Origin of the sequence: Dactylosporangium sp. NPDC000555, from assembly GCF_040300025.1 — a bacterium.
In the GTDB taxonomy this organism is placed as follows: Bacteria; Actinomycetota; Actinomycetes; order Mycobacteriales; family Micromonosporaceae; genus Dactylosporangium.
In genome coordinates, this window is sequence record NZ_JBEPDB010000004.1 from 31624 (window position 1) to 54591 (window position 22968).

Consider the following 22968-nt stretch of genomic DNA (forward strand, 5'->3'; position numbering starts at 1 on the left):
TCAGCCCCGCAGGGCGTGTGCGGCGGCGAACGCCAACGCGCCGCCCGCGACCGCGGGCAGGATCGTCACGGAGTCGCCGTCGTTGAGCTTCGCGTCGAGCGCGCCGAGGAACCGGACGTCCTCGTCGTTGATGTACACGTTGACGAACCGGTGCAGGCTGCCCTCACCGGTGATGAGCCGGTCCTTCAGGCCCGCGTGGCGCGAGTCCAGGTCGGTCAGCAGGTCGGCGATCGTGTCCCCGGATCCGTCGACAGTCTTGGCACCGCCGGTGTAGCTGCGCAGGATGGTGGGGATACGGACCTCGATAGCCATGATTTTTCTCCTCCAGGTGTGGCATGAGTGTTGGACGACGACGAACGGGACGAGTGCTGCACGGCGGCTGATCAGCTGCCGGTCTGACACTCGTAGTCGACGGTCGTCGGACTCTGCCCGAAGAGGTAGGTCTGGACGGCGTTCGGATCCACGACTGCATTAACTACCTGAACCGGCTCCTCGGTGACGGCCCCGTCCACGATGCGGAACGACCGAATCTCGGTCAGCTCGGGGTGACGGGTGGAGACCAGCAGGTAGTGCGCGTTGGGCTCGCCGGCGAAGGCGACGTCCGTGCGGGACGGGTAGGCCTCCGTCGCGGTGTGCGAGTGGTAGACCACGACCGGCTCCTCGTCGGCGTCGTCCATCTCCCGCCACAGCCGCAGCTGCTCCTTGGAGTCGAACTCGTAGAACGTCATGGACCGGGCCGCGTTCTCCATCGGCACGTGCCGCTCGGGCCGGTCGGAGCCAGCCGGACCGGCGACGATCCCGCACGCCTCGTCCGGGTGGTCCCGACGGGCGTGCGTGACGATCGCGTCGAGAATCGCGGCGTCGATGGTCAGCACGCCTGACAGAGTACCGAAACCCGAGCGACACTCGCCCGTGACCGCCCTCACGCCATGAGAGCGCCGACCAGCGACTCCTGCAGGTACGTCAGGTACTGGTACACGGAGAGCTGCCCCACCCGGGCGGAGGTCGGATCGCTCAGGATGGCGTCGTCCAGCTCCGCCTCGATGTCGACGTCGTCGTCCACGATGCCCAGCCGCATGCCGAGGCTGAGCCGGACGTCGGTCAGCGCGCGGAGCCAGGCCTCCGCCTGCTCCTCGTCGAGCGCCACCTCGCCGCCCTCCACCGGCAGCGCGTCCAGCAGCATCGCGGCCTGCTCCAGCTTCGCCGAGCGCAGATCGTCCTCCGTGTAGCGACGCAGTTCGGCCGACAGGGCGGGATCGTCGCGGTACACATCGGGAAACAGCCGCTCGATCACCGGATCGGCGCGGTCGAACCCCTCCGACAGCAGGGTGATCACCTCGAGCATGACCTCGTTGAGCACGGCGGCCTCGCCCGGACCGAACCGGGCGACACACACCTTGCCTTCGCGTACGAACATGGTCACGACTGTTCCACCGTCGCCCAGAGGCCGTGTGCCTGCAACCGTGACGCGTCGTATTCCATGCGCTCGCGCACACCACTCGTCACGATGGCCTTGCCCTTGTGATGCACGTCGAACATCAGGCGTTCGGCCTTCTCCTTGCTGTACCCGAACAGCTTCTGCAGAACCCAGGTCACGTAACTCATGAGGTTGACGGGATCGTTCCAGACGACGGTCACCCACGGACGGTCGGTCTGGGGCACCTCGTCAACCTCGACGTGGGTCTCTTCGATCGGTAGGACCTGCGGCGCCGCCATACCATCATGGTGCCATCAAGCGAGCAGCACGCCATGGTCGACCGCGTCCCCCGCGATGATCTCGAGCGCCTGACGCAACTGTGCGTACCGTTCGTCGAGCTCGTGACCGAGTCCGACCTCGACCTCCCGCAGCGCCTGCTGCAGCCAGCGCCGGCAGTCCTTCTTGTCCGGCAGCTTCGGCGGCCCGCCCGGCGCGTGGCGGGGCTGCCACATGGCATACGACCCGGCGTTGAGCCCGATGCCCAGCGCCGGGAGCACCCGCCAGACGTCCTCTGCGCCCGGGCCGGCTCGGTGGGGCTCCGCGCTGATCGACCCGGACCAGGCGCCGACCGCGGAGAGGCCGTCCAGCGCCCCGGCGCCGGTGAGCGCGGCGACGCCGGATGTGGTCGTCACCAGCAGCACCCGGTCCCGCTCGCGCCCGTCGTCGCGCGCGGCGTCCACGGCCCGCCGGGCGGCGGCGACGACCCGGGCGAGCACGACCTCGTCCGGCGGGCTGTCCAGCAGCGAGCCGAAGACGGCGCCGATCACCTCGCGGGTGTCCGCGTGGAGCACTCGGGTGCTGCGCACGGACAGCGCGTGCAGCTGCCGGTCGAGCACGCGGGGCAGCTCCGGGCAGCCCTTGCCGGAGCCGAGCTCCTGCACGCAGCGCACGTGGATGGTGGCCAGCTCGATCGAGACGCGCTCCATGGCGGCCAGCCGGCGGGCGCGGATCTCCCGGTCGAGCATTTCCTGCCAAGCGTCACCCGTCGCCGAGACGGTGGCGGCGGCGACGCCGGTGCGGGCACCGGCCTGTTCGTCGGCCTGTGCTCCGATCCAGGCCCGCTCGCCGGCCCACGTCTCGAGCAGGTGACGCAGCTCGGCGACGCCGAACACGTTCGCCGGGTCGAGCGAGACCGGGAACCACGGTGCGGTGGCCAGCCAGGGATCCCGCGAGGCGAGCAGCGCCCGGTTGGCGGCCAGCGTCTCCGGCCACCCGTCGTGCTGGTCGATGCCGGTGAGCACGAACGCGATCCGCTCCACCCGGCCGTCGGCGGCGCCCAGCAGGTCGAGGTCGGCGCGGGTGAGCGGGGCCTCGGCGTCGACCGCGAAGAGCAGGCCGAGTCCGCCGGCGGCGGCGTCCAGGACGATCTCGGCGGTGGCCGCGTCCAGGCCCCCGCTGTCGGGCGTGTCGACGAGGGCGACCCGCTCCAGCAGGTCGGAGGGGTGCGTGATCTCGATCCGGCGGGCCGGACGGGCCGGGCCCTTGACGGAGCTGTGGTCCGGGAAGGGGCGCGGCTCTCGGTGCCCGGGCACGAAGGCCCACGCGTCGGCGCGCTCGCCGTGCCGGAACACCAGCCAGGCGTCCCCGGCGTCGATCGGTTCCTCGGCCGTACGCCGGATCAGCGCGTCGACCAGGGCCGTCTTCCCGCCGCGCGGGGCGCCGGCGACGACCGCGTAGGAATGGTGGGGCGGCCGGAGCGGGGCGGCCGGCTGCCGGTGGTTCCGGCGACCGCGAACCGGCATGGCGGACACTGGACTCCCACTCGTCGTGACGCCGTAGTCCGGCGAAGACGTGACAGTCATATCGATCAGCGGCGCCTGCAGGACCCCGAAGCCCATGTGCGACCTCCTTGTGCACGCCCGGGAAGACCCGCCCACGCGCAGCTCAAGGGCGTGCACGGCGGGCACCGGAACGCTACGTGAACGGACACTTACGGCAGCAGGGTCGGAGCTACTCAACTGGCGCCGAGCACACTACTCAAAGTTCGTGCTGCCGTGGGTACTGCGAGTAATCAACGTATCGATATGCTGCATCTGTGCCTCCCTGGAGCTTTGTCGGCAGAAGCGCAGAACTGATCCGAGTCGCCGAGGCGGCCACCGGCTCGACCGGTCGCGGACTGATTCTCGGCGGCCCGCCAGGCATCGGCAAGAGCCGATTGCTTCGCGAGGGCGTCAACGCCCTTGACCAGGACAGAATCGCGGTCTGGACGGCGACGGCCAACGCCGCGACGGCCGGCCTGCCGCTCGGTGGCCTGGCGCAGGTGCTCCCGCCGGACCAGCCGGCGGGCGGCTCGCCGGCCGGGCTGCTGCGCTGGGCCGTCGACGCGCTGCACCGCCAGGCGGCCGGGCGGCCGATCGTGGTCGCGATCGACGACGCACATCTGCTCGACCCGCTGTCGGCCGCGCTGGTGTACTACGTCGCCCGCTCGGAGAACGCGACGGTCATCGGCACCGTGCGCACCGGCGAGCCGGTGCACGACCCGATCAGCGCGCTGTGGAAGGACGACCTGGCCGAGCGGATCGAGCTCGGGCCGCTCACCCTGCAGGAGACCTCCGACCTGTTGCAGCAGGTGCTCGGCGGCCCGGTCGACTCGGCGTCCGTGGACCGGCTCTGGCAGCTCTCCCAGGGCAACGCGCTGCTGCTGCGCGAGCTGGTGATCGCCGCGCACGCCGCCGGCGAGGTCATCGAGAGCTACGGCATGCAGCGCTGGACCGGCAAGGTCGACCTGGCACCCACCCTCACGGAGGTGGTCGACGCCCGCATCGGCCAGCTCACCCCGCAGGAGCGGGGCGTGCTGGAACTGGTCGCGTTCGGCGAGCCGATCGGCCTGCCGCTGCTGGTCAAGGCCACCGATCTGGCCACCGTCGAGATCGCCGAGGAACGGCAGTTGGTGCGGGTCGTCGTGGAGGACCGGCGCACCATGGTCCGGCTGGCCCATCCGCTGTACGGCGAGGTCGTGCGCCGCCGCTGCCCGGTCACCCGGTTCCGGCGCCTGCTCGCCGACCTGGCCACTCTGGTGGAGGACACCGGTGCGCGCCGCCGCGACGACCTGCTGCGGGTCGCCGTCTGGCGGCTGGACAGCGACACCGCCCGCGACCCGGTCCTGCTGCTCAACGCCTGCCGCCTCGCCTTCGCGACCTACGACATGGCCCTGGCGATGCGGCTGGGCAAGGCCGCCGTCGCCGCCGGCGGCGGGTTCGACGCCGCCGAGACGCTCGCCACGATCCTGATGTTCGCCAGCTGCCCCGACGAGGGCGCGCTCATCCTCGACCAGAACGAGGACCAGATCATCGACGAGGCGCAGCGCAGCCGGTGGCTCGCGATCCGCCACATCACCGCGCAGTGGGGCCTGGGCGACTCGTCGACCGCCGACGAGATGAACCGCCAGGCCCACAAGCTCAGCGATCTGCGGGAGCGCTCCCTTGCCCTGGCGGTGGAGTCGACCATGCGCCTGCACCGCGGCGACCACGCCCAGGCGCTGACCCTCGCCCGCACCGTGCTCGACAGCCCGGCGAGCGCACCCGGGCCCCGCGCGCTGGCCCGCAGCATCATGGGCCACCTGCAGGCGATGCGCGGCATCCCGGTGCAGACGGTCAAGGCGATGGCGTCGCTGGACGCCGACGCCGCCCAGTGGCGGGCCGAGGTGCCGTACATCCAGCTGGGCATCGAGCTGGCCCGCGGCACCGCCATGATCCTCGCCGGCGACATGGCGGCCGTCGACGCGATCGTGGCCACCGAGTTCGCCGGCATGGCCGACGCGGGCAACTTCCTGCTCGGCTCCGGCTACCTGCAGATCGTCCGCGCGCAGGCGGCCCGGCTGCGTGGCCACCTGCAGGAGGCCGGCCGCGCGGCGAGCCAGGCCAGCGCCATGCTCGCCACCGGACGGATCTTCGTGGCCCTCGCCCACGCCGAGCGGGCGCACATCGCCGCGCTGCTGGGCGACGCGGCCGCCGCCGCGAATGCGTTCACCCTCGCCGAGCAGACGCACTACCGCTCCATGGAGGTGCTGTACCCGTGGATCGAGGAGGCCCGCGCGTGGGTCGCCGTCGCGTCCGGGGACATACCCACGGCCGTCGAGGTGCTGCGCCTGCTCGCCGCGCGCAACCGCAGCGACGGCTTCGCCGCGCACGAGATGTTCGCCCTCTACGACCTCGCCCGGCTCGGCCTCGCGACCGAGGTCAACGACCGCATCGCGCAGCTCGCGCGGTCGGTCGAGGGCCGGCTCGCGCCCGCCATGGCCTGGCACGTGCGGGCGATGGCCGAGGAGGACGGCGGGTCGCTGCTGTCGGTCGCCGAGGAGCTCGCGGAGATGGAGATGTACCTCTTCGCCGCCGAGGCCGCCGCCGGCGCGGTGACCCTGCTGCGCGGCATCCGCTCGCCGCAGACCCCGCGGGCCGCGCAACGCCTCGCCGAGTTGCGCCTGGAGTGCCCGCAGGCCGTCACGCCGGCGCTGGTGGTGCCGCAGCCGATGCTGACCGGCCGGGAGCGGCAGATCGCGCGGCTGGCCGCCGCCGGAGTGCCGTCGAAGGAGATCGCCGACCAGCTGTACCTCTCCTCCCGCACGGTCGACAACCACCTCATGCGCGTGTACGCGAAGCTCGGCGTGACCGGCCGGGCGGAGCTCGCCGCGGCGCTGCGCTCCCTGCCGCCCGAGGAGTGATCGGCGTCCTATAACGGGTGGCATATGTTGGTCGTGTGACGAGTAGCGCGCTGCTGACCGACCACTACGAACTGACGATGCTGTCCGCGGCCCTGCACGACGGCACCGCCGACCGCCGTTGCGTGTTCGAGGTGTTCGCGCGCCGGCTGCCGACGGGGCGCCGCTACGGCGTCGTGGCCGGCAACGCCCGCCTGGTGGACCTCATCGGAAAGTTCCGCTTCGGGCCGGAGGAGATCGAGTTCCTCACCACCCGCGGCGTCGTGGACGCGGACACGGCCGAGTGGCTCAGCAAGTACCGCTTCAGCGGCGACATCGACGGCTACACCGAGGGCGAGCTGTTCTTCCCCGGCTCCCCGATCCTGACGGTCAGCGGCACGTTCGCCGAGTGCGTGGTGTTGGAGACGCTGGTGCTCTCCGTGCTCAACCACGACTGCGCGATCGCGGCCGCCGCGGCCCGGATGATCACCGCCGCCCGCGGTCGCCCCGTGATCGAGATGGGCTCGCGCCGCACCCAGGAGGAGTCCGCGGTCGCCGCCGCCCGGGCCGCCTACCTGGCCGGCTTCGCGTTCACGTCCAATCTCGAGGCGGGCCGGCGCTACGGCATCCCGACCACGGGAACCGCCGCCCACGCCTTCACGCTGCTGCACGACTCGGAGCCGGCCGCGTTCGCCTCGCAGGTGGCGACGCTTGGCAAGCAGACCACGCTGCTGGTGGACACCTACGACATCGCGCAGGGCATCCGCAACGCGATCGCGGTGGCCGGCCCCGACCTGCGGGCCGTGCGCATCGACTCCGGCGACCTGTCCGTGCTCGCCTCCGAGTCCCGGGCACTGCTCGACTCGCTCGGCGCTACCGACACTCAGATCGTCGTGTCGGGCGACCTCGACGAGCATGCGATCGCGGCGCTCGCCGCCGAGCCGGTCGACGCCTACGGCGCGGGCACCGCGGTGGTCGTCGGCTCGGGCGCGCCGACCGCGGGGCTGGTGTACAAGCTCGTCGAGGTCGACGGGCGCCCGGTGGTGAAGCGCTCGGAGAACAAGGGCACGGTCGGCGGGCGCAAGACGGCCGTACGCCGGCACAAGCCCACCGGCACCGCGACCGAGGAGGTCGTCGTCTCGCTCGGCGCGCCGGAGCCCCAGCCGCACGACCGGCCGTTGCAGCGGCCCCTGCTGCGCGGCGGCGAGCCGGCCGAGGACCTGCCGACGCTCGCCGACTCGCGCCAGCACCTCCGGCAGTGCCTCATCTCGATCCCCTGGGAGGGGCTCAAGCTCTCCGCCGGCGACCCGGCGGTCCCGGTCATCATCTCTGGAGGCACCGCATGACGCGGGCGTTGATCGTCGTCGACGTGCAGAACGACTTCTGCGAGGGCGGTTCCCTCGCGGTCGCCGGCGGGGCGGCCGTGGCCGCGTCGATCTCCGCCGCGCTGGCCGGCGGGCAGCTGACCGACAGGCACTGGGACCACGTCGTGGCCACGCAGGATCACCACATCGATCCCGGCGCGCACTTCGACGCGCACCCCGACTACGTCAGCACCTGGCCGGCTCACTGCGTCGTCGGTACGGCCGGGGTCGGCTTCCACCCGTCGTTCAACACCGCGCGCGTGGAGGCCGTCTTCGAGAAGGGGTCGTACGCGGCGGCGTACTCCGGCTTCGAGGGCACCGCCGGGGGTCGCGGGCTGGCCGAGTGGCTGCGCGAGCGGGATGTCACCGAGGTCGACGTGGTCGGCATCGCGACCGACCACTGCGTGCGGGCCACCGCCCTCGATGCGGTGCGTGAGGGCTTTGTTACAACTGTGCTCCTGGGCCTCACCGCGGGCGTCCAGCCGGCCACGACCGCGTCCGCCCTGGTCGAACTGCGGGAGGCCAGCGTGACCCTCGTCGGTGAACCGGTCGTGGCCGGGAGTTGACCGTCCGGCCGATGGCACGTGGATGGACTTGCCGTGTAACAACCGACGTGTACCGTCATCCGGGCAAACGGTTCCGCACCTGATGTGAGGACTTCTCACGTCGCAACGTAAGGAGCACCTACACGGAGCGTGGCGAAAATGGCCAGACTTCGCTACGCTTGCGGGACCTCGAAGGGTCGTCCATGGTGGACGGCTCAGCACCAGGAGGGTCACGTGAAGTTGTCGATCGAGACTCGCCCTTCGGATCAGCGAGAGTCAGTGCTGACCCTGAGTGGCGAAATCGACTATGAGACCGCTCAGGAGCTCCGCACCGCGGTGAGCTCAGTGCTCGACGGAAGTATCGACCTCCTCGTCATCGATCTCGCGGGGGTCACCTTCCTCGACTCCACCGGCATCGGCACGCTCGTCGTTGCCAAGCGCATCTGTCACAGCATGGGCGTCAAGCTCGACATTCGCCGTCCCAACCCGTTCATCGCGCGCCTGTTCGCCGTGGTGGGCGTGAGCGACATCCTCGGCGTGCCGATCCCGCCCGGCACCGTGTCCGGCAGGCTTCCCGCCCCGCGCGAGCGCGGCGTCACCCAGCCCGCCTGACCGATCACGCAACGTATTTCCCTCCCCCGGCCCCGGCCGGCCTCTCTGACACGTTCCATGGAGCGCCCCGCCTCACCCCGACGGTGGCGCTCCATAGGCGTGTCATATACGCAGCGTCACCCGCACGAGGTTCGTCCGTTTGAGCGACGTCGCCGGATTTGTCGGAGATGATCACCCCGCACCGCGAGGCCCGCCATCCGATCTTTCCCGCCTCCGACGCCACGGCCACCCAAGACCGCTCAACTCGGCCCGAGACGGCCCGGCGCAGCGCGGCGACACAACGGCCCTGACACGCAGCCTCACGGCGCGGCCCGGCCGGCTCGGCGGAGGCTCCCAGCGACGCGGCCCAGCGGCCCAACTGGCCGCCAGCACCCGGGAACGACGTGCCCGCCACGGGCCCCCTCACAGCGGCACACAAACGGGACCGCCCCCGGCGGCCTGAGGGCCTCGGGGGCGGTCCTGGAGAAGCGGTGGGTCAGCGCTGTTCTTCGTACGTCGCGCCGCCGTCGGCCTCGTGGCTCAGCGGCTTGGCACCGCCGGGCGGCGGGGCCTCCAGCGAGTGGCCGGGGGCGTGCGCCGGGAACTTCGCGTCGAACGCCGGGCGCTCCGAGCGGATGCGCGGCATGCTGTCGAAGTTGCGCAGCGGCGGCGGGCAGGACGTCGCCCACTCGAGCGACATGCCGTGGCCCCACGGGTCGTTGACCTCGACGACCCGTCCGGTCTTGTACGACTTCCAGACGTTCCACAAGAACGGCAGCGTCGACAGGCCGGTGATGAACGAGCCGATCGTGGAGATCATGTTCAGCGTGGTGAAGCCGTCGGTCGCCAGATAGTCGGCGTACCGCCGGGGCATGCCCTGCGTGCCGAGCCAGTGCTGCACCAGGAACGTGGCGTGGAAGCCGATCGTGGTGAGCCAGAAGTGGATCTTGCCGAGGCGCTCGTCGAGCATGCGGCCGGTCATCTTCGGGAACCAGAAGTAGATGCCGGCGTATACCGCGAACACGATCGTGCCGAAGAGCACGTAGTGGAAGTGGGCCACCACGAAGTACGTGTCGGAGACGTGGAAGTCGATCGGCGGGCTCGCCAGCAGCACGCCCGAGAGACCACCGAAGAGGAAGGTCACCAGGAAGCCGATCGCGAAGAGCATCGGTGTCTCGAAGGTGATCTGGCCGCGCCACATCGTGCCGATCCAGTTGAAGAACTTCATGCCGGTCGGCACCGCGATGACGAAGCTCAGGAACGAGAAGAACGGCATCAGGACCTGGCCCGTGGCGAACATGTGGTGCGCCCACACGCTCATCGACAGGGCGCCGATTGCGATCGTCGCGCCGACGAGGCCCTTGTAGCCGAAGACCGGCTTGCGGCTGAAGACCGGGATGACCTCCGTGATGATGCCGAAGAACGGCAGCGCCACGATGTACACCTCGGGGTGGCCGAAGAACCAGAACAGGTGCTGCCAGAGCATCGCGCCGCCGGTCGAGGCTTCGTAGACGTGCGCGCCGAGGCGGCGGTCGGCCTCGAGCGCCAGCAGGGCGGCGGCGAGGATCGGGAAGACCATGATGACCAGGACGCTGGTGACCAGGATGTTCCAGGTGAACATCGGCATCCGGAACATGGTCATGCCGGGCGCGCGCAGCGTCAGGATCGTGGTGATCATGTTGACGGCGCCCAGGATGGTGCCCAGGCCGGAGAGCACCAGGCCGACGATCCACAGGTCGGCGCCGACGCCGGGCGAGTTGATGATGTTGTTGAGCGGCGCGTAGGCGAACCAGCCGAAGTCGGCGGCGCCGCCCGGCGTGAGGAAGCCGATCAGCGTCATCGACCCGCCGAACAGGTACAGCCAGTAGGCGAACGCGTTGAGGCGGGGGAACGACACGTCAGGCGCGCCGATCTGGATCGGCGTGATGTAGTTCGCGAACGCGAACACGACCGGCGTCGCGAAGAACAGCAGCATGATCGTGCCGTGCATGGTGAACAGCTGGTTGTACTGCTCGGGCGAGAGAAACTGCAGACCCGGCCGGGCCAGCTCGGCGCGCATGAGCAGCGCCATGAACCCGCCGATCATGAAGAACACGAACGACGTGACGAGATACATCAGGCCGATCTGCTTCGCGTCCGTGGTGCGCAGCAGCCGAGCGAACGCCGAGCCCTTGACCGGCTTGTGCACCGGCCAGGGCCTGGTGACGATCGGCTTCGGTGCGACGGTGGTCACGAAAGGCCTCCTGGGGCTGTTGAACCAGCTGGCGAGCCAGCTCCACGAGGCGCCGGGCGATCGGCAGTGCGATCAACACGTCACCCCGCAGGCAGAATAGTCTCCCCCGTCGGCGCGAAATCGCTGGGGTTCAGCTACAGCCCCTGGCACCGAGGTCGAAACTGACCGCGCCGACCGCGACCGCCGCCAGCACCAACAGGACTCCGCCCCCAGAAAACCACGCGGCCGGCCGGCGACAGGGGCCGCCACGGGCCGGGCGACAGTCACCTCGGCGGTCACGCCGGTATCCGGGTCGTCGACGGCGGACCCGGCGGCAGGCGTGGGCCAGGTAGGGCGCCGGCCGGGGTGGCGCTGCGGCTCACCATCGCCGGGGTAGACCATCTCACCCCCCTCTACCTGGCCATATCCGCCTGCACGCGGGTCTCGGAGCCGCTAGACATGGAGGCGTGAAGGCCATCACGCTGACCGCCCAGGACGACGCCGCAGCCCTGTCTCTGCAGGACGTGCCCGACCCACAGCCGGCCGCGGACGAGGTCCTGATCGAGGTCCGTGCCGCCGGCGTGAACCCGGCCGACCTGTCCCGCACGGGCTCGCCCGTCGCCGGCCACGAGCTCGCCGGTGTCGTGGTGAGCCGCGGCCCGGAGGTGACCACCTTCGTCGTCGGCGACGAGGTGTACGCCTACGCCGAGGGCGCCTACGCCGAGCGCGTCGCCGTCGCGGAGCGCGATACCGCGCACAAGCCGGCCGGCCTGACGTTCGTCGAGGCCGCCGCGGTTCCCCAGGGTGCGGCGACCGCCCTGCAGGCGTTGCGGGCGGCCGGCACCGGCGAGGGCGACGTGGTCCTGATCCACGCCGCCGCGAGCGGCGCCGGCCACTTCGCGGTGCAGATCGCCCGCGCGCTGGGCGCTGAGCGCGTGCTGGGCACCGCCGACCCCGCCGACCACGATTTCCTGCGCGAGCTCGGCGCTGAGCCGGTCACCGGGCCCACCGAGCCGGTCGACGTGTCCCTGGACCTGGCCGGTGGCGACACGACCGCGGACGCCCTGCGTGAGGTGCGCGACCCGGCCCGGGCGGTCTCGACGGTCAACCCGGCGATCGCCGCGGCCGGCGGCCGGTACATCACCCCGGAACCCGCCGCCGCGGACCTGCGCTGGCTGGCCGACCTGGCCGACCGCGGCCTGCTGCGGGTGGCCCTGCACCGCGAGCTGCCGCTGGCCGAGGCCGCGGACGCCCACCGCCTGCTCGGCGCCGGCCACGTCCGCGGCAAGCTGGTCTTGACCCCATGAAATTCGACATTTCCTGACTCGGGCCGCCTCACCCGCGGGCCGTTCCTTCCCGACGACGTGACACCCGAACTCGCCCGGGTCGTGCACCGGCTCACCCAGCAACCCATGGCCGAACGCCTGAGGCGCTCAAAGACCTGGGCGAAACGATGGTGATCGCCCACGCGGTCGTAGCTGCGGAGGCCGGCGCCGACGTCGTCGTGCTGATCGACGACGGACCTGGTGCAAAGGCCGCCACCGGCGAGATCCGGCGTCTGCAGCGGCTGCGGGCCGACGGCAGCCCTACGGGCTCGATCAGCCTGGCCAGCACGCTCATCGTCCTGGAGAAGGCAGCGGCCACGATTCACATCCCGGTCACCGGTGTCGGCGACGGCCGCTCCCTGACCTTCGCGGGCGTCGACGTCCAGCGGCTCGGCGACTACCGGGTGACGATCGCATACCTGTCCGCCGGAGGCCGGCATTGCTTCATCGGCGCGGGGTACCGCTGGACCCAGGTGTCGTTCCCGGCGAGCGGCGGCTTGGGCTCGGTCGCGACGGTGACTGTGACGGTGCGGTTGCAGACGGGCCGCAACACAGTCGAGGCCGGGAACACCCCCGGCAGGTGGTGCCCCGACCTCGACCGCATCACCGTTGCCTCCGCTGACCACCCCAGCACAGCAACGTCGTGAGCAACGCTTGGCGTGACCGCGCGCCGGTGGACCATCCAGGGAGGCTTCCGGTTTTCCCGGCGCCGGTCACACCCAAAGCATGAGCTGCCCACCTGAGCAGCGGCGTAAACGGCGCTGTGAAGTTGCTGAGTACGGCGATCTTCAGGCGACCCGCAGGGTCTCGCCGAGCACCCGCACGACGTCGCCCCGGTGCAGCTGGCGGCCGCGGCGCGTGTCGATCTCGCCGTTGACGCTGACCTCGCCGTCGAGGATCAGCTCCTTGCTCTCGCCCCCGGACTCCATGACGTCGGCCAGCTTGAGGAACTGCCCCAGCCGGATCATGTCGCCGCGGATCTCGACGTCCCTCATCGCGCCGCCTCCAGCAGGGTCAGCATCTCGGGCAGGTCGAAGAAGCGGGCCGTGTCGAGCGCGGAGGGGCCGCCGGCGTCCGGGTCGGCGCCGGCCCCGAGCAGGGCGCCGACGGTCCGCGGGTTTTGCCGGAAGACCGCGGCGGCCAGCGCCGTCTGGCCGCGGTCGTTGGCCCGGTCGGCCTCGGCGCCCCGGGCGAGCAGCGCGGCGACGGTCGCCGCGTGGTCGTGGTACGCCGCCAGGATCAGCAGCGAGTCGCCCTTGTCATTGGTCAGGTTCACGGGCACGCCGGCGTCGACGTAGCCGGCCAGCTCCTCGGTCGCGCCCGAGCGAGCCAGGTCGAACATGCGGTGCGCGAGGTCCAGCACGTCCTGGCCGGGCTCCTCGCGGGTCGGTTCACTCACATCGCGCAGCGTAGCGCCGGCGCACCCGCACCCGGCTGAGTCACCCGCTCACCCGGACGCTAACCGGGTTGCTCCCGAAAAAGCGTTGCAGCCGTTCCACGACGCTGGCTAGTTTGGGCGTACACGGGAAAGGAGGTGGTCCAAAATTGTGTAGCAATGGGACTCGTGAGGTGACTGTCCGCTAGTCGCCGTCCTCTGGACTCGCATTTCGTGCGTCCGCCCGGATGGCGGTCGGCGAATACGAGACAGTCGCCCAGCCCCCGAGGCTTTCCGGTCTAGTCCGGCCGGTCCACGCGCATTTCGCGCTGGAACCTCGGGGGCTGTTCCATGTCCGGATCACCCGTACGCTTGTGACGGTGATCTCACCGGAACGGCTGCGCGCCCACGTCGAGGCGCTCACCGCGCACGGGCCGCGATTCGAGGACTTGGCCGGGGTGCCGGCCTGCTTGCGGTACATCACCGAGGAGCTCGGCGCCATGGGCCTGGCGGTGCGCGTCGAGCGCTACGGCGGCGAGCTGCACCAGGTCAACCTTGTCGCCGAGATCCAGGGCGGCACCTCCGACGACGCCGTGGAGCTGTGCGCCCACTGGGACTCGATCGAGGAGAGCCCCGGCGCGGACGACAACGCGAGCGGGGTGGCCGGCGTGCTCGAGGCCGCCCGCGCGCTGCGCGACGCCGACCTGCCGGCCCGCACGGTCCGGTTCTGCCTCTTCGGCGGCGAGGAGGACGGCTTCCTCGGCAGCGAGGCGCACATGGCGCGCATCACGCCACGCACCGAGTCCATCGTGTTCGAGATGATCGGCTTCACGGCGGCCTGGCAGCGCTTCCCCGACGAGCTGACCGGGTTCGCCGACCCGCCGGAGCGCGGCGACTTCGTCGCGCTGGTCGCGAACGAGGCCTCACAGGGTCTGCTCACCCGCTTCGCCGGGCACCTCGAGATCCCGGGCTTCCCGCTGGTCCTGCCTGACTTCGCCCGCGAGTTCGCGATGCGCAGCGACCACGTGCCGTATTGGAACACCGGCCGGCGGGCACTGCTGGTCACCGACACCGCGGACTACCGCAACCCGCACTGCCATCGCCCCAGCGACACCGCGGACACGCTGGACTACGCCTTCGCCGCCAGCGTCGTCGCCGCGGCCGTGCGCACGGTCGTCGATCTCGCCCAGTGACGCGGGTCTGGCACCGGCGCCGTGGCACCATGCTGGGGTGTCCATCCGACTGCTGATCGCCGACGACCAGGCGCTCGTGCGGGGCGCGCTCGCCGCGCTGCTCGACCTCGAGACCGATCTGACGGTCGTGGCGGAGGTCGGCCGCGGGGACGAGGTCGTCTCGGCCGCCCGCGAGCACCGCCCGGACGTGGCGCTGCTCGACGTGGAGATGCCGGGCCTGGACGGCATCGCGGCCGCCGCCGCGCTGCGCAAGGCGCTGCCGTCCTGCAAGGTGCTGATGGTGACCACGTTCGGGCGGCCGGGGTATCTCCGACGGGCGATGGCGGCGGGCGCCTCCGGCTTCGTGGTCAAGGACACACCGGCCCGGCAGCTCGCCGACGCGGTACGCCGGATCGCCGCCGGCCTGCGCGTCGTCGACCCGACGCTGGCCGCGGAGACCCTGGCCAGCGGCGACAGCCCGCTGACACCGCGCGAGGCCGACGTGCTGCGCGCCGCGCGCAAGGGCGGCACGGTCGCCGACGTGGCCGGCCAGCTCGGCCTGTCCGAGGGCACCGTGCGCAACCACCTGTCCGCCGCGATCGGCAAGACCGGCGCGCGCACCCGCGCCGAGGCTGTCCGCCTCGCCGAGGAGAACGGCTGGCTCTGAGATACACGCGGCTTTCGGACACCGGCGGCAACGGCTGGCTGCGGTCCTAAGGGCTGAAGGATCGCGCCCGGGGACGTAGAGTCGCGGCATGACCGCACTTCTCGCCAGCGGCCGGGACGCTGATGTATATGCGCTCGACGAGCGGCGGGTTCTGCGGCGATACCGCCGGGGCGGGGACGTGACGGCCGAGGCGGCGATCATGCGATACGTCTCGGACCACGGCTACCCGGTGCCGCGCGTCTACGCGGCCGACGGCGCCGACCTGGTCCTGGAGCGCCTCGACGGCCCGACCATGCTGCAGGCCCTCCGCGACGGCACGATCGACCTGCACTCCGGCGCCACCGTGCTGGCCGACCTGCTGGAGCGGCTGCACAAGGTCCGCGTGCGCGCGGCGACCGACCCGGGCACCCGCATCCTGCACCTGGACCTGCACCCGGAGAACGTCGTCATGACCGAGGGCGGCCCCGTGGTCATCGACTGGCGCAACAGCACGGAGGGTCCGCCGGAGCTCGACGTGGCGATGACGGCCCTGATCATCGCCAGCGTGGCGGTGCTGCCCGGCCCGTTCGCCGATCGGGCCGAGTCGTTCCTGGACACGCTGCTGAGCTGCACCCGCGACAACCCGATGTCCCAGCTCGAGGCGGCCGTGCACCGCCGCACGGCCGACCCGAACGTGAAGGCCGAGGAGAAGGCACACCTGCAGGAGGCCAAGCTCCTCGTCACCACCGCCGCCCGCGCGCACTTCTGATTGCCCGCACGCCGGCGGGTGAATAACCCGCACGGGGCGGCGTGACCCGGGGTAGGTGGCGCCACGCTTTTGCTCATGGAAGAACTCTTCGTCCGTCAGGTGGACATCGGCGTGGCCGACATGGACATCTCCGTAGACGACCAGCTCACCACCACGCGCGTCGTCGTGGAGCGCGCGACCGCCACCGACCGCCGCGGCGGCCCCGACCGCGAGCTCCTCCTCGTGTACGGCGCCGCCGAGACCCACGCCGTCGCCGAGGCACTGCGGCACGCCGCCGATCTCGCGATGACCGACCCCAACTGAGGCTCCTTATATCCCCGCATCTCCTCATCCGGTACGTCCGTCAACCCCATTGCCGGACGTACCGGACTTTTTTGCCAACCCTTGTTGAGCGCTCAACTAAAGCGCTACCGTTGAGCACATGAGCGAACTGCCCCTTCTCGATCGCCACCTCGCCGCCGCCGTGCCGGCCGCTCGCGAGCAGCGTGCCTGGACGCCCGAGGACGGGGCGCTGCCCAGCCTGTACCTCAGCCACGGCGCCCCGCCGCTGCTGGAGGACGGCGAGTGGATGCGGCAGCTGCTCGACTGGGCGCTGGACTTGCCCAAGCCGAAGGCGATCCTCATCGTCAGCGCGCACTGGGAGTCGGCGCCGCTCAGCGTGTCGGCCACGCCGGCGGGCACGCCCCTGGTGTACGACTTCGGCGGCTTCAGGCCCGTGTTCTACACGCTGCGGTACGCCACCCCGGACGCCTCCGACCTCGCCCGGCGGGTCGCCGCCGTGATGCCCGACTCGGAGCCGCTGCACGAGCACCGCGGCCGCGGGCTCGACCACGGCGCGTGGGTGCCGCTCATGGTGATGTACCCGCTGGGCGACGTCCCGGTGCTCCAGCTGAGCCTGCCCACGCACGACCCCGACCGCCTGCTCGAGCTGGGCCGCCGGCTCCGTCCGCTGCGCGCCGAGGGCGTGCTCGTCATCGGATCCGGGTTCATGACCCACGGGCTGCCGTTCCTCACCCACGAGCACTGGGCGGGCGCGGCCGAGCCGCCCGGCTGGTCCGCCGACTTCGACGCCTGGGCGGCCGACGCGCTGGCCCGCGGCGACGTCGACACGCTGAGCCGGTTCGCCAGCCAGGCGCCGGGCATGCCGTTCGCACATCCGACCGCCGAGCACTACACGCCGCTGTTCGTCACGCTCGGCGCAGCCGACCGGCCCGACGCGCCGGTGCGCTCCGTGATCGACGGCTACTTCATGGGCCTGTCGAAGCGCTCACTGCAAACGGCTTAGGACCTTCTCCCGGGTCCAGCCGGGCAGCGCCTCGGCCGCCAGCAGCCTGGGCAGCAGGTCCGGCTCGCCGGTCAGCGCGCGGAAGGTCAGCCCGACCGTGACGTCGTGCACCGGCGTGAACATCACGCGCACCTCGTCGCCGGCGCGCACCAGCCCGGGCCGCACGACCCGCAGGTACGCCCCGGGCTCGGCCCGGCCGGTGAACCGCTTGATCCAGCCGCGCTCCCCCATCCAGCCGGCGAACGTGCGGCAGGGGATGCGCGGCGCGCACACCTCGAGCACGACCTCGTCGCCGATCAGCCAGCGCTCGCCGATGCGCGCGCCGGTGACGTCGAGGCCGACCGTGGTGAGGTTTTCGCCGAACACGCCGCCGGGCAGGTCGCGGCCGAGCTCGGCGGCCCACCGGTCGAGGTCCTCGCGGGCGTACGCGTACACGGCCTGGTCCGGCCCGCCGTGGTGCCGCATGTCGCTGACCCGGTCCCCGTCGACGCCGGTCGGCTCGGTGCCGCGCGGACCGGGCACGGCGATCGCCACCGGCCCGTCGACGGGGCGCTTGCCGATGCTCGTCACGCCCCTGTCGGAGTGCTCGGTCGGCTCGGGATGGCCGACATTCACGGAAAGCAGATAGGCCACGCCTGACAACCTATCCGCTCCGCTCCGCCCGCTCAGGCGTGAATGAGTGCCAGGTCCTCGCCCGCCCGGATGCCCGGCCCGCCGACGGTGCTCACCTGTCCCCCGGGCCCGGCGTGCACGACGCGCGCCCCGGCGAGGTACCGCACGCTGAGGTTCTCGGCGAAGTTCCGGCCGTTCGACAGCCCGCCCGCGGCCATGATCGTGCCGACGTCGACGCCCCAGACCCGGTGCCCCTCATGCCCGTCGCGGAACATGACGGCCACATCCCCGCTCAGGTACGCGTCGTACACGACCCGCACCCCGAGCTCCATGCGCAGCGCGAGCAGCTCGTCGCCGGGCGCCGCCCCCGCCAGCTCGACACTGGACGACTCGATCGTGGCGGCGCCCCACGTGTGCTCGTACTCGAGCCGCTGGCCGCTCGGGACCTCGATCTGGTACCGCAGCGGCTCGGCCGGCGCGACCCCGCCGATCGGCGACCAGATGTGCGCGGCCGTGACGGTCAGCCGCGCATCGTCGCCGATCGGCCGGCCGACGGGCTCCGAGCCGACCCCGGTGACCGAGGCGCTCGCGACCCGCAGCGTGGTGCTGACCGGCGCCCAGCCGTGACTGCCGTGCAACAGCCCGTCGATCTGCACTCGGTCCGGCGCCCGCCCGAGACAGGCCGCCGCAGCCTCGATGAGCCCATCGTCACCGAGGCCGAAGAGCTCCACCTCGGCCGCACTGGTCGCGTGCGCGTCGACGCCGGTGGCGTTGACGCTGGACGACGCATAACAAAGTCCCGCAACGATCGACAGCTCAATGCCCATGACCGGCCCCCGGCATCACGCAAAGTTATATCCACGTTACAGTCAGCCGAACCGTCTTGACCTTGAAACGCCGACAGCGCCCCCGACGAGCGGCCAAGGCGCAGGTCGCGCGGGTCAGGAACGCGCCGGTGCGGTCAGAAACGACGGTGACGACCACTCCGGGGCCACCGCCGTGGCCTTGCGCAGCCGAAGCGCCGCGTCGAAGGCCTCGTCGTCCAGGCTTCGCTTCGCGGCGGACGCCATGTCCGCGGCGTTCGCGGTCTGGCGCTCGACCTCCGACGCCTCGTGATACGCCTGGAACCTCCGGTCCCTGACGACCCGCCGCAGCGTCAGCTCCTGGACGAACGGGTGCGCCGCCGGATCCCAGCCGTTACGGTGCATCAGCGCGTCAGCGAGGTCGGCGGCCGAGATCTCGCCGCGACCGTGGGCGGCGTTGGCGATGCGCACCAGGTGGCGGCGGCGGATCTGCGGGTCGTCCTCGGTCATCGGGAACGCGTTGGCGCGGCGCAGGCGGTCGACCGACTGCTCGGTCTCCTCGTACGCGCGCCAGGCCGCCTCCTGGGTGCGCTGGGCGGCCTCCCACTCCGCGCGCCGGCGCTCGGCCATGACCGTCGCGCGCTCGGCGGCGACGGCGATCTCGGCGCAGTACCGCCGCAGCTCCTCGATTTCTCTCGCGCTGCGCTCCACCTTGGCCTGCCGCTCGCGGGCGGCCTCGGGATCCCGGATCGCCTTGCGCAGGCGGGTCCACCAGGACGGGTCGCCGGAGCCACGGCGGGAGAGGGCGGTCAGGACCAGGAAAGTGATGGTGACGGCGGCGAGCAGGGTCAGCCAGATCGCCAGGGCGTACTGGACGTCGTGGGAGAAATTCCGCATGAGGGGGCACCTCGAAGGAGCGAGACCGGTCAGGGAGGGGTTCGTCTCACGCCTGGTGCGCGGGAGGGGCCCGGCTGGCCACGGCCCCGACGCGCCGGCCCGTGAGCAGGGACAACGGGCCGGCGATCGCGGGCTCCGCGTGGCCGGCGACGGGCGGAGCCGGCTCGGCGGCCGGCTCGTCCACAGTGGACCGCTCGGACGAGGGGCCGGCGGCGAAGGAGACGGACGCGGGCGGGACTGGCTCCACTGTGGACGGCAGGGCGGGCGTGAAGCCGGCGCCGAGGATGAGCGCGCAGATGGTCAGCACGAATCGTCGCACGCCACGCCGTAGACGGCTCGGTGGCGTGGCGAGGTCCATGCCTCAAACATGCCCGCTCCGGGCGGCGGCCGCAAGCCGGAGTAGCCTGTTGCGCCGTGGATCTGACCGTCATTCTCGGGCCGATGAAGAGCGGCAAGTCGCTCGAGCTCGTGAGCCTGCTGTCGCCGCTGCGGTACACCGACGCCCGGCACCGCGTGTTCCAGAGCGCCCGGCACGTGCGCGACGCCGGCGTGGTGTCGCGCAGCGGGGCGGCACTCGCCACCGTGAAGGCCACGTCGCTGGCCTCGGCGCTCGAAGAGGATCTCGATGTCGTCGGCATCGACGAGGTGCACATGTTCGCGCTGCCGGACATGGCCGTGGTGCGGCGGCTGCTGGAACGCGGCACGCGGGTCGTGGCCGCCGGGATCGACCTCGACCACCGGGGCGAGCTGTTCGCGCCGGTGCGCGCGCTGCTGGAGCTCGGGCCGGCGAGCGTGACCTACCGGCGAGCGGTATGTGACCGGTGCCGTTCCTTCTCCGCCGTGTACACCCAGGTGCTCGAGCACGGCGAGCCGATGGTCCGCGAGCTCGCGCCCTCGACGGCGCTGCCCGACGACGGGACGTACACGTACGAGGCCCGCTGCCGCACCTGCGTCGTCCTGCCGCAGCGCCTGCCCACACAGCCGATTGCCTAGGCGGCGGCCGCCGGCTCGAGCGCGAACCGCGGGTCGGCCACCGGGCGGCCGAAGTGGTACCCCTGCGCGTAGCGGTACCCGAGCCGGTAGAGCTCCCGAGCCTGCTCGGCGGTCTCGACGCCCTCGGCGATCGCGTCGAGGTTGAGCCCGTCGCTGACATTGATGAGCGCCGTCGCGATGACCGCGTGCCGGCCCGCCATGGTGACGTTGTCGACGAAGGACTTGTCGACCTTGAGTACGTCGACCGGGCACGTCTGCAGCAGGCCCAGCGACGAGTGCCCGGTGCCGAAGTCGTCCAGCGCGATGCGCACCCCGAGCCGGTGCACCGCGTCGAGGGCCTCGATCGCGCGGCCGCCGCCGAAGACCGCGGTCTCGGTCACCTCCAGGGTCAGGCGCTCCGCGGGCAGGCCGGTCGCCGCGAGTACCGCCGCGACCACCTCGGCGAAGTCGGGCTCGACGAGCTGCCGGGCCGACACGTTGACGCTCACCTTGCCGGGTGCCGCGTCGCCGAGGGTGGCGAGCCAGGTGGCCGCCCGCGAGCATGCCTCGAGCAGGATCCACGCGCCGAGCTCGACGATCTGGCCGTTGCGCTCGGCAACAGGGATGAAGTCGGCCGGGCTCATGAACCCCAGCTCCGGGTGGTGCCAGCGGATCAGCGCCTCGACGCCGGCGATCTCGCCGTGCGGCAGCGCCACGATCGGCTGGTACACCAGCTGGAACTGCCCCTGGTCGAGCGCCTCGCGCAACTGTGCGCCGAGCCGGGCGTGCTCGGAGAGGCGCTGGTCGAACTCGGGGCGGAACCGCTCCTGCCGCGACTTGCTCTCCTTCGCCGCGTACATGGCGACGTCGGCGCGGCGCAGCACCTCGAACGGGTCGCGCGTGCCGGCCGCGTCCGCGACGCCGATGCCGGCCTGGACCAGCAGGTGGTGCTCGCCGGCGAAGACCGGCTGCTCGAGCGCCGCGGCGAGCTCGGCGACGAGCGCGTCGGCGGCGGTCCGGCCGGTCTCGGGCATGAGCACGGCGAACTCGTCCCCGCCGAGGCGGGCGACCACATCCGCGGGCCGCAGCACCCCGCCGAGCCGCCGGCCGACCGCGACCAGCAGCTGGTCGCCCACGGCGTGGCCGAGCCCGTCGTTGATGCGCTTGAAGTCGTCGAGGTCGATGAAGGCGACCTGCGGGTGCCCGCCGCGGTTGAGCTCGTCGCGTATCAGCTCCTCCAGCAGCCGCCGGTTGGGCAGGCCGGTGAGGTCGTCGCGCATGGCCAGCTCGCTGAGCTGGTAGGCCTGCGACTGCACCTGCCCCACCAGGCCGGCCATGCGCACCAGGACCAGCAGGAACAGAGCTGCCGCCACCGCCCCGATGGCCAGCCAGTCGATGTGGCGGACCCCGGCGAGGCCCTGCCCGAGCAACAGCACCGGGGCAATCAGGGAGCTGATCGCGAGCACCACCAGCCGCCCCCGGGACGGGGCCGTCTCGGCGACGTCGACCCGCGCGGTCAGCGCCCGCATGGACGGGTGCAGCGCCGCCGCGCCGAGCGCGACATACGACGTCAGCCACCCGGTCTCCAGCACTCCATTCGGTACCGCCGAATAGTTGGAGAGCACCGAGTAGCTCACGTTGCTGGCGAACATCACCAGCATGCTCGCCACGAGCAGCCAGTAGCTCGGCTTGCGGGCCGCCCGCCCGGTGAGCAGGCGGGCCAGCAGCACCAGCAGCACCACGTCGGCGGCGGGGTACGCCAGGGAGAACGCCTGCTGGATCGCGGACACGCGCCCGGCATCGGCGATGGGCCGCATGACGAAGGCCCAGAACAGCAGCCCGCCGCTCGCGGCCGTGATGCACCCGTCGATCAGGCCGGCCCGGTCGCGGCCCTGCGCACGCAGCAGCAGCCACATCCCGGCCGCGATGGCGGGGTAGGCGCCGAGGTAGAACGCGTCGGCGACGCACGGGAAGGGCACGGCGCCGGTTTTGTGGAAAAATATCCCGTACGTCACGTCACCGAGGATCCGCACAGCCAGGCCGGCGGCGAACAAGTACCACAGCGCGCGCCGCTCGGGCCGGTTGCGCCGCACACCGAGCAGCACCATGATGACGGCGCCGAAGGCGACCGCCTCGTACCCGACGTTCGCGAGGTACGAGTTTTTGGGCAGTAGCGGGCACACGGCCGCCGCCACGCCGCCCACCAGGAACCAGACGATCCAGAAGCGTCTGGTCAGCCAATGTTCCACGCGAGGGTTATCGGCAGCCCGCGGTGCGGGGTTGAGGG

Annotated in this window: 25 protein-coding genes; 12 read left to right on the forward strand and 13 right to left on the reverse strand. The window is 71.7% G+C overall.

Annotated elements, in window-relative coordinates; genetic code table 11:
- The 5 genes from ABT297_RS04695 to ABT297_RS04715 all read right to left on the reverse strand — a co-directional run bounded on the left by ABT297_RS04695 (nucleotide 1) and on the right by ABT297_RS04715 (nucleotide 3219).
- Nucleotides 1–312, reverse strand: a complete 312-nt coding sequence (locus tag ABT297_RS04695; protein WP_350544736.1) for a MoaD family protein — start codon at nucleotides 310–312, stop codon at nucleotides 1–3.
- Nucleotides 313–383: 71 nt separating this feature from the next.
- The gene (locus tag ABT297_RS04700; protein WP_350544738.1) at nucleotides 384–875 is read right to left on the reverse strand and encodes a M67 family metallopeptidase; all 492 of its coding nucleotides are present in this window, start codon (nucleotides 873–875) and stop codon (nucleotides 384–386) included.
- Nucleotides 876–922: 47 nt separating this feature from the next.
- Nucleotides 923–1417, reverse strand: a complete 495-nt coding sequence (locus tag ABT297_RS04705) for a DUF2017 domain-containing protein (RefSeq protein WP_350544740.1) — start codon at nucleotides 1415–1417, stop codon at nucleotides 923–925.
- A 2-nt stretch (nucleotides 1418–1419) separates the two neighbouring features.
- Nucleotides 1420–1716: an ATP-dependent Clp protease adapter ClpS gene (gene clpS, locus ABT297_RS04710; protein ID WP_350544742.1), complete on the reverse strand. Its 297-nt coding sequence runs from the start codon at nucleotides 1714–1716 to the stop codon at nucleotides 1420–1422.
- A gap of 15 nt (nucleotides 1717–1731) precedes the next feature.
- Nucleotides 1732–3219: a P-loop NTPase family protein gene (locus tag ABT297_RS04715; protein ID WP_350544744.1), complete on the reverse strand. Its 1488-nt coding sequence runs from the start codon at nucleotides 3217–3219 to the stop codon at nucleotides 1732–1734.
- 293 nt (nucleotides 3220–3512) lie between these two features.
- Between ABT297_RS04715 and ABT297_RS04720 the strand changes: the two genes are divergently transcribed.
- The 4 genes from ABT297_RS04720 (at nucleotide 3513) to ABT297_RS04735 (ending at nucleotide 8634) form a co-directional block, all read left to right on the forward strand.
- A complete protein-coding gene (locus tag ABT297_RS04720; protein ID WP_350544746.1) occupies nucleotides 3513–6137 on the forward strand; it encodes a LuxR C-terminal-related transcriptional regulator in 2625 nt (874 codons plus the stop codon).
- Between the two features lie 35 nt (nucleotides 6138–6172).
- Nucleotides 6173–7459 carry a nicotinate phosphoribosyltransferase gene (locus ABT297_RS04725; RefSeq protein WP_350544748.1) on the forward strand — a complete coding sequence of 429 codons (1287 nt, stop codon included), beginning with the start codon at nucleotides 6173–6175 and terminating at the stop codon, nucleotides 7457–7459.
- Nucleotides 7456–8043: an isochorismatase family protein gene (locus ABT297_RS04730; protein WP_350544750.1), complete on the forward strand. Its 588-nt coding sequence runs from the start codon at nucleotides 7456–7458 to the stop codon at nucleotides 8041–8043. Before ABT297_RS04725 ends, ABT297_RS04730 begins: the two co-directional genes overlap by 4 nt.
- Before the next feature lie 213 nt (nucleotides 8044–8256).
- Nucleotides 8257–8634 carry an STAS domain-containing protein gene (locus ABT297_RS04735; protein ID WP_350544752.1) on the forward strand — a complete coding sequence of 126 codons (378 nt, stop codon included), beginning with the start codon at nucleotides 8257–8259 and terminating at the stop codon, nucleotides 8632–8634.
- A 475-nt stretch (nucleotides 8635–9109) separates the two neighbouring features.
- On the opposite strand, the gene ctaD is transcribed toward ABT297_RS04735, so the two are convergent.
- On the reverse strand, nucleotides 9110–10846 hold the full coding sequence (gene ctaD, locus ABT297_RS04740) for an aa3-type cytochrome oxidase subunit I (protein WP_350544754.1): 1737 nt from the start codon (nucleotides 10844–10846) through the stop codon (nucleotides 9110–9112).
- A 446-nt stretch (nucleotides 10847–11292) separates the two neighbouring features.
- Here ctaD and ABT297_RS04745 point away from each other — a divergent pair, with 446 nt between their 5' ends.
- Together ABT297_RS04745 and ABT297_RS04750 are read left to right on the forward strand one after the other, a co-directional pair.
- Nucleotides 11293–12132 (forward strand): NADP-dependent oxidoreductase, encoded by an 840-nt coding sequence (locus ABT297_RS04745; protein WP_350544756.1) that lies wholly within the window; start codon nucleotides 11293–11295, stop codon nucleotides 12130–12132.
- A gap of 146 nt (nucleotides 12133–12278) precedes the next feature.
- Nucleotides 12279–12797: a hypothetical protein gene (locus ABT297_RS04750; RefSeq protein ID WP_350544758.1), complete on the forward strand. Its 519-nt coding sequence runs from the start codon at nucleotides 12279–12281 to the stop codon at nucleotides 12795–12797.
- A gap of 141 nt (nucleotides 12798–12938) precedes the next feature.
- Here ABT297_RS04750 and ABT297_RS04755 read toward each other — a convergent pair whose 3' ends face one another.
- The gene (locus tag ABT297_RS04755; RefSeq protein WP_350544760.1) at nucleotides 12939–13145 is read right to left on the reverse strand and encodes an RNA-binding S4 domain-containing protein; all 207 of its coding nucleotides are present in this window, start codon (nucleotides 13143–13145) and stop codon (nucleotides 12939–12941) included.
- Nucleotides 13142–13492 carry an ankyrin repeat domain-containing protein gene (locus ABT297_RS04760; protein ID WP_350544978.1) on the reverse strand — a complete coding sequence of 117 codons (351 nt, stop codon included), beginning with the start codon at nucleotides 13490–13492 and terminating at the stop codon, nucleotides 13142–13144. Before ABT297_RS04760 ends, ABT297_RS04755 begins: the two co-directional genes overlap by 4 nt.
- Before the next feature lie 413 nt (nucleotides 13493–13905).
- On the opposite strand from ABT297_RS04760, the gene ABT297_RS04765 reads away from it, so the two are divergent.
- From ABT297_RS04765 to ABT297_RS04785, 5 genes are all read left to right on the forward strand, one after another.
- Nucleotides 13906–14718 carry a M20/M25/M40 family metallo-hydrolase gene (locus ABT297_RS04765; protein WP_350544762.1) on the forward strand — a complete coding sequence of 271 codons (813 nt, stop codon included), beginning with the start codon at nucleotides 13906–13908 and terminating at the stop codon, nucleotides 14716–14718.
- 37 nt (nucleotides 14719–14755) lie between these two features.
- Nucleotides 14756–15364, forward strand: coding sequence for a response regulator transcription factor (locus ABT297_RS04770; RefSeq protein ID WP_350544764.1), 609 nt, complete (start codon nucleotides 14756–14758; stop codon nucleotides 15362–15364).
- Between the two features lie 88 nt (nucleotides 15365–15452).
- Nucleotides 15453–16112: a phosphotransferase gene (locus tag ABT297_RS04775; protein WP_350544766.1), complete on the forward strand. Its 660-nt coding sequence runs from the start codon at nucleotides 15453–15455 to the stop codon at nucleotides 16110–16112.
- A 75-nt stretch (nucleotides 16113–16187) separates the two neighbouring features.
- Nucleotides 16188–16415, forward strand: coding sequence for a hypothetical protein (locus tag ABT297_RS04780; RefSeq protein WP_350544768.1), 228 nt, complete (start codon nucleotides 16188–16190; stop codon nucleotides 16413–16415).
- 118 nt (nucleotides 16416–16533) lie between these two features.
- Nucleotides 16534–17397: a dioxygenase family protein gene (locus ABT297_RS04785; protein ID WP_350544770.1), complete on the forward strand. Its 864-nt coding sequence runs from the start codon at nucleotides 16534–16536 to the stop codon at nucleotides 17395–17397.
- Here ABT297_RS04785 and ABT297_RS04790 read toward each other — a convergent pair.
- The 4 genes from ABT297_RS04790 to ABT297_RS04805 form a co-directional block, all read right to left on the reverse strand.
- Entirely contained in the window at nucleotides 17380–18030 is a 651-nt protein-coding gene (locus ABT297_RS04790; RefSeq protein WP_350544772.1) for an MOSC domain-containing protein, read from the reverse strand. The genes ABT297_RS04785 and ABT297_RS04790 overlap by 18 nt on opposite strands.
- A 32-nt stretch (nucleotides 18031–18062) precedes the next feature.
- Nucleotides 18063–18836 (reverse strand): hypothetical protein, encoded by a 774-nt coding sequence (locus ABT297_RS04795; protein WP_350544774.1) that lies wholly within the window; start codon nucleotides 18834–18836, stop codon nucleotides 18063–18065.
- Nucleotides 18837–18950: 114 nt separating this feature from the next.
- On the reverse strand, nucleotides 18951–19709 hold the full coding sequence (locus ABT297_RS04800) for a hypothetical protein (protein WP_350544776.1): 759 nt from the start codon (nucleotides 19707–19709) through the stop codon (nucleotides 18951–18953).
- Between the two features lie 46 nt (nucleotides 19710–19755).
- A complete protein-coding gene (locus ABT297_RS04805) occupies nucleotides 19756–20067 on the reverse strand; it encodes a hypothetical protein (RefSeq protein WP_350544777.1) in 312 nt (103 codons plus the stop codon).
- Nucleotides 20068–20123: 56 nt separating this feature from the next.
- Here ABT297_RS04805 and ABT297_RS04810 point away from each other — a divergent pair, with 56 nt between their 5' ends.
- On the forward strand, nucleotides 20124–20702 hold the full coding sequence (locus ABT297_RS04810; protein ID WP_350544779.1) for a thymidine kinase: 579 nt from the start codon (nucleotides 20124–20126) through the stop codon (nucleotides 20700–20702).
- Here the strand turns inward: ABT297_RS04810 and ABT297_RS04815 are convergent.
- Nucleotides 20699–22930, reverse strand: coding sequence for a putative bifunctional diguanylate cyclase/phosphodiesterase (locus ABT297_RS04815; RefSeq protein ID WP_350544781.1), 2232 nt, complete (start codon nucleotides 22928–22930; stop codon nucleotides 20699–20701). The genes ABT297_RS04810 and ABT297_RS04815 overlap by 4 nt on opposite strands.
- Nucleotides 22931–22968: the final 38 nt, after the last annotated feature.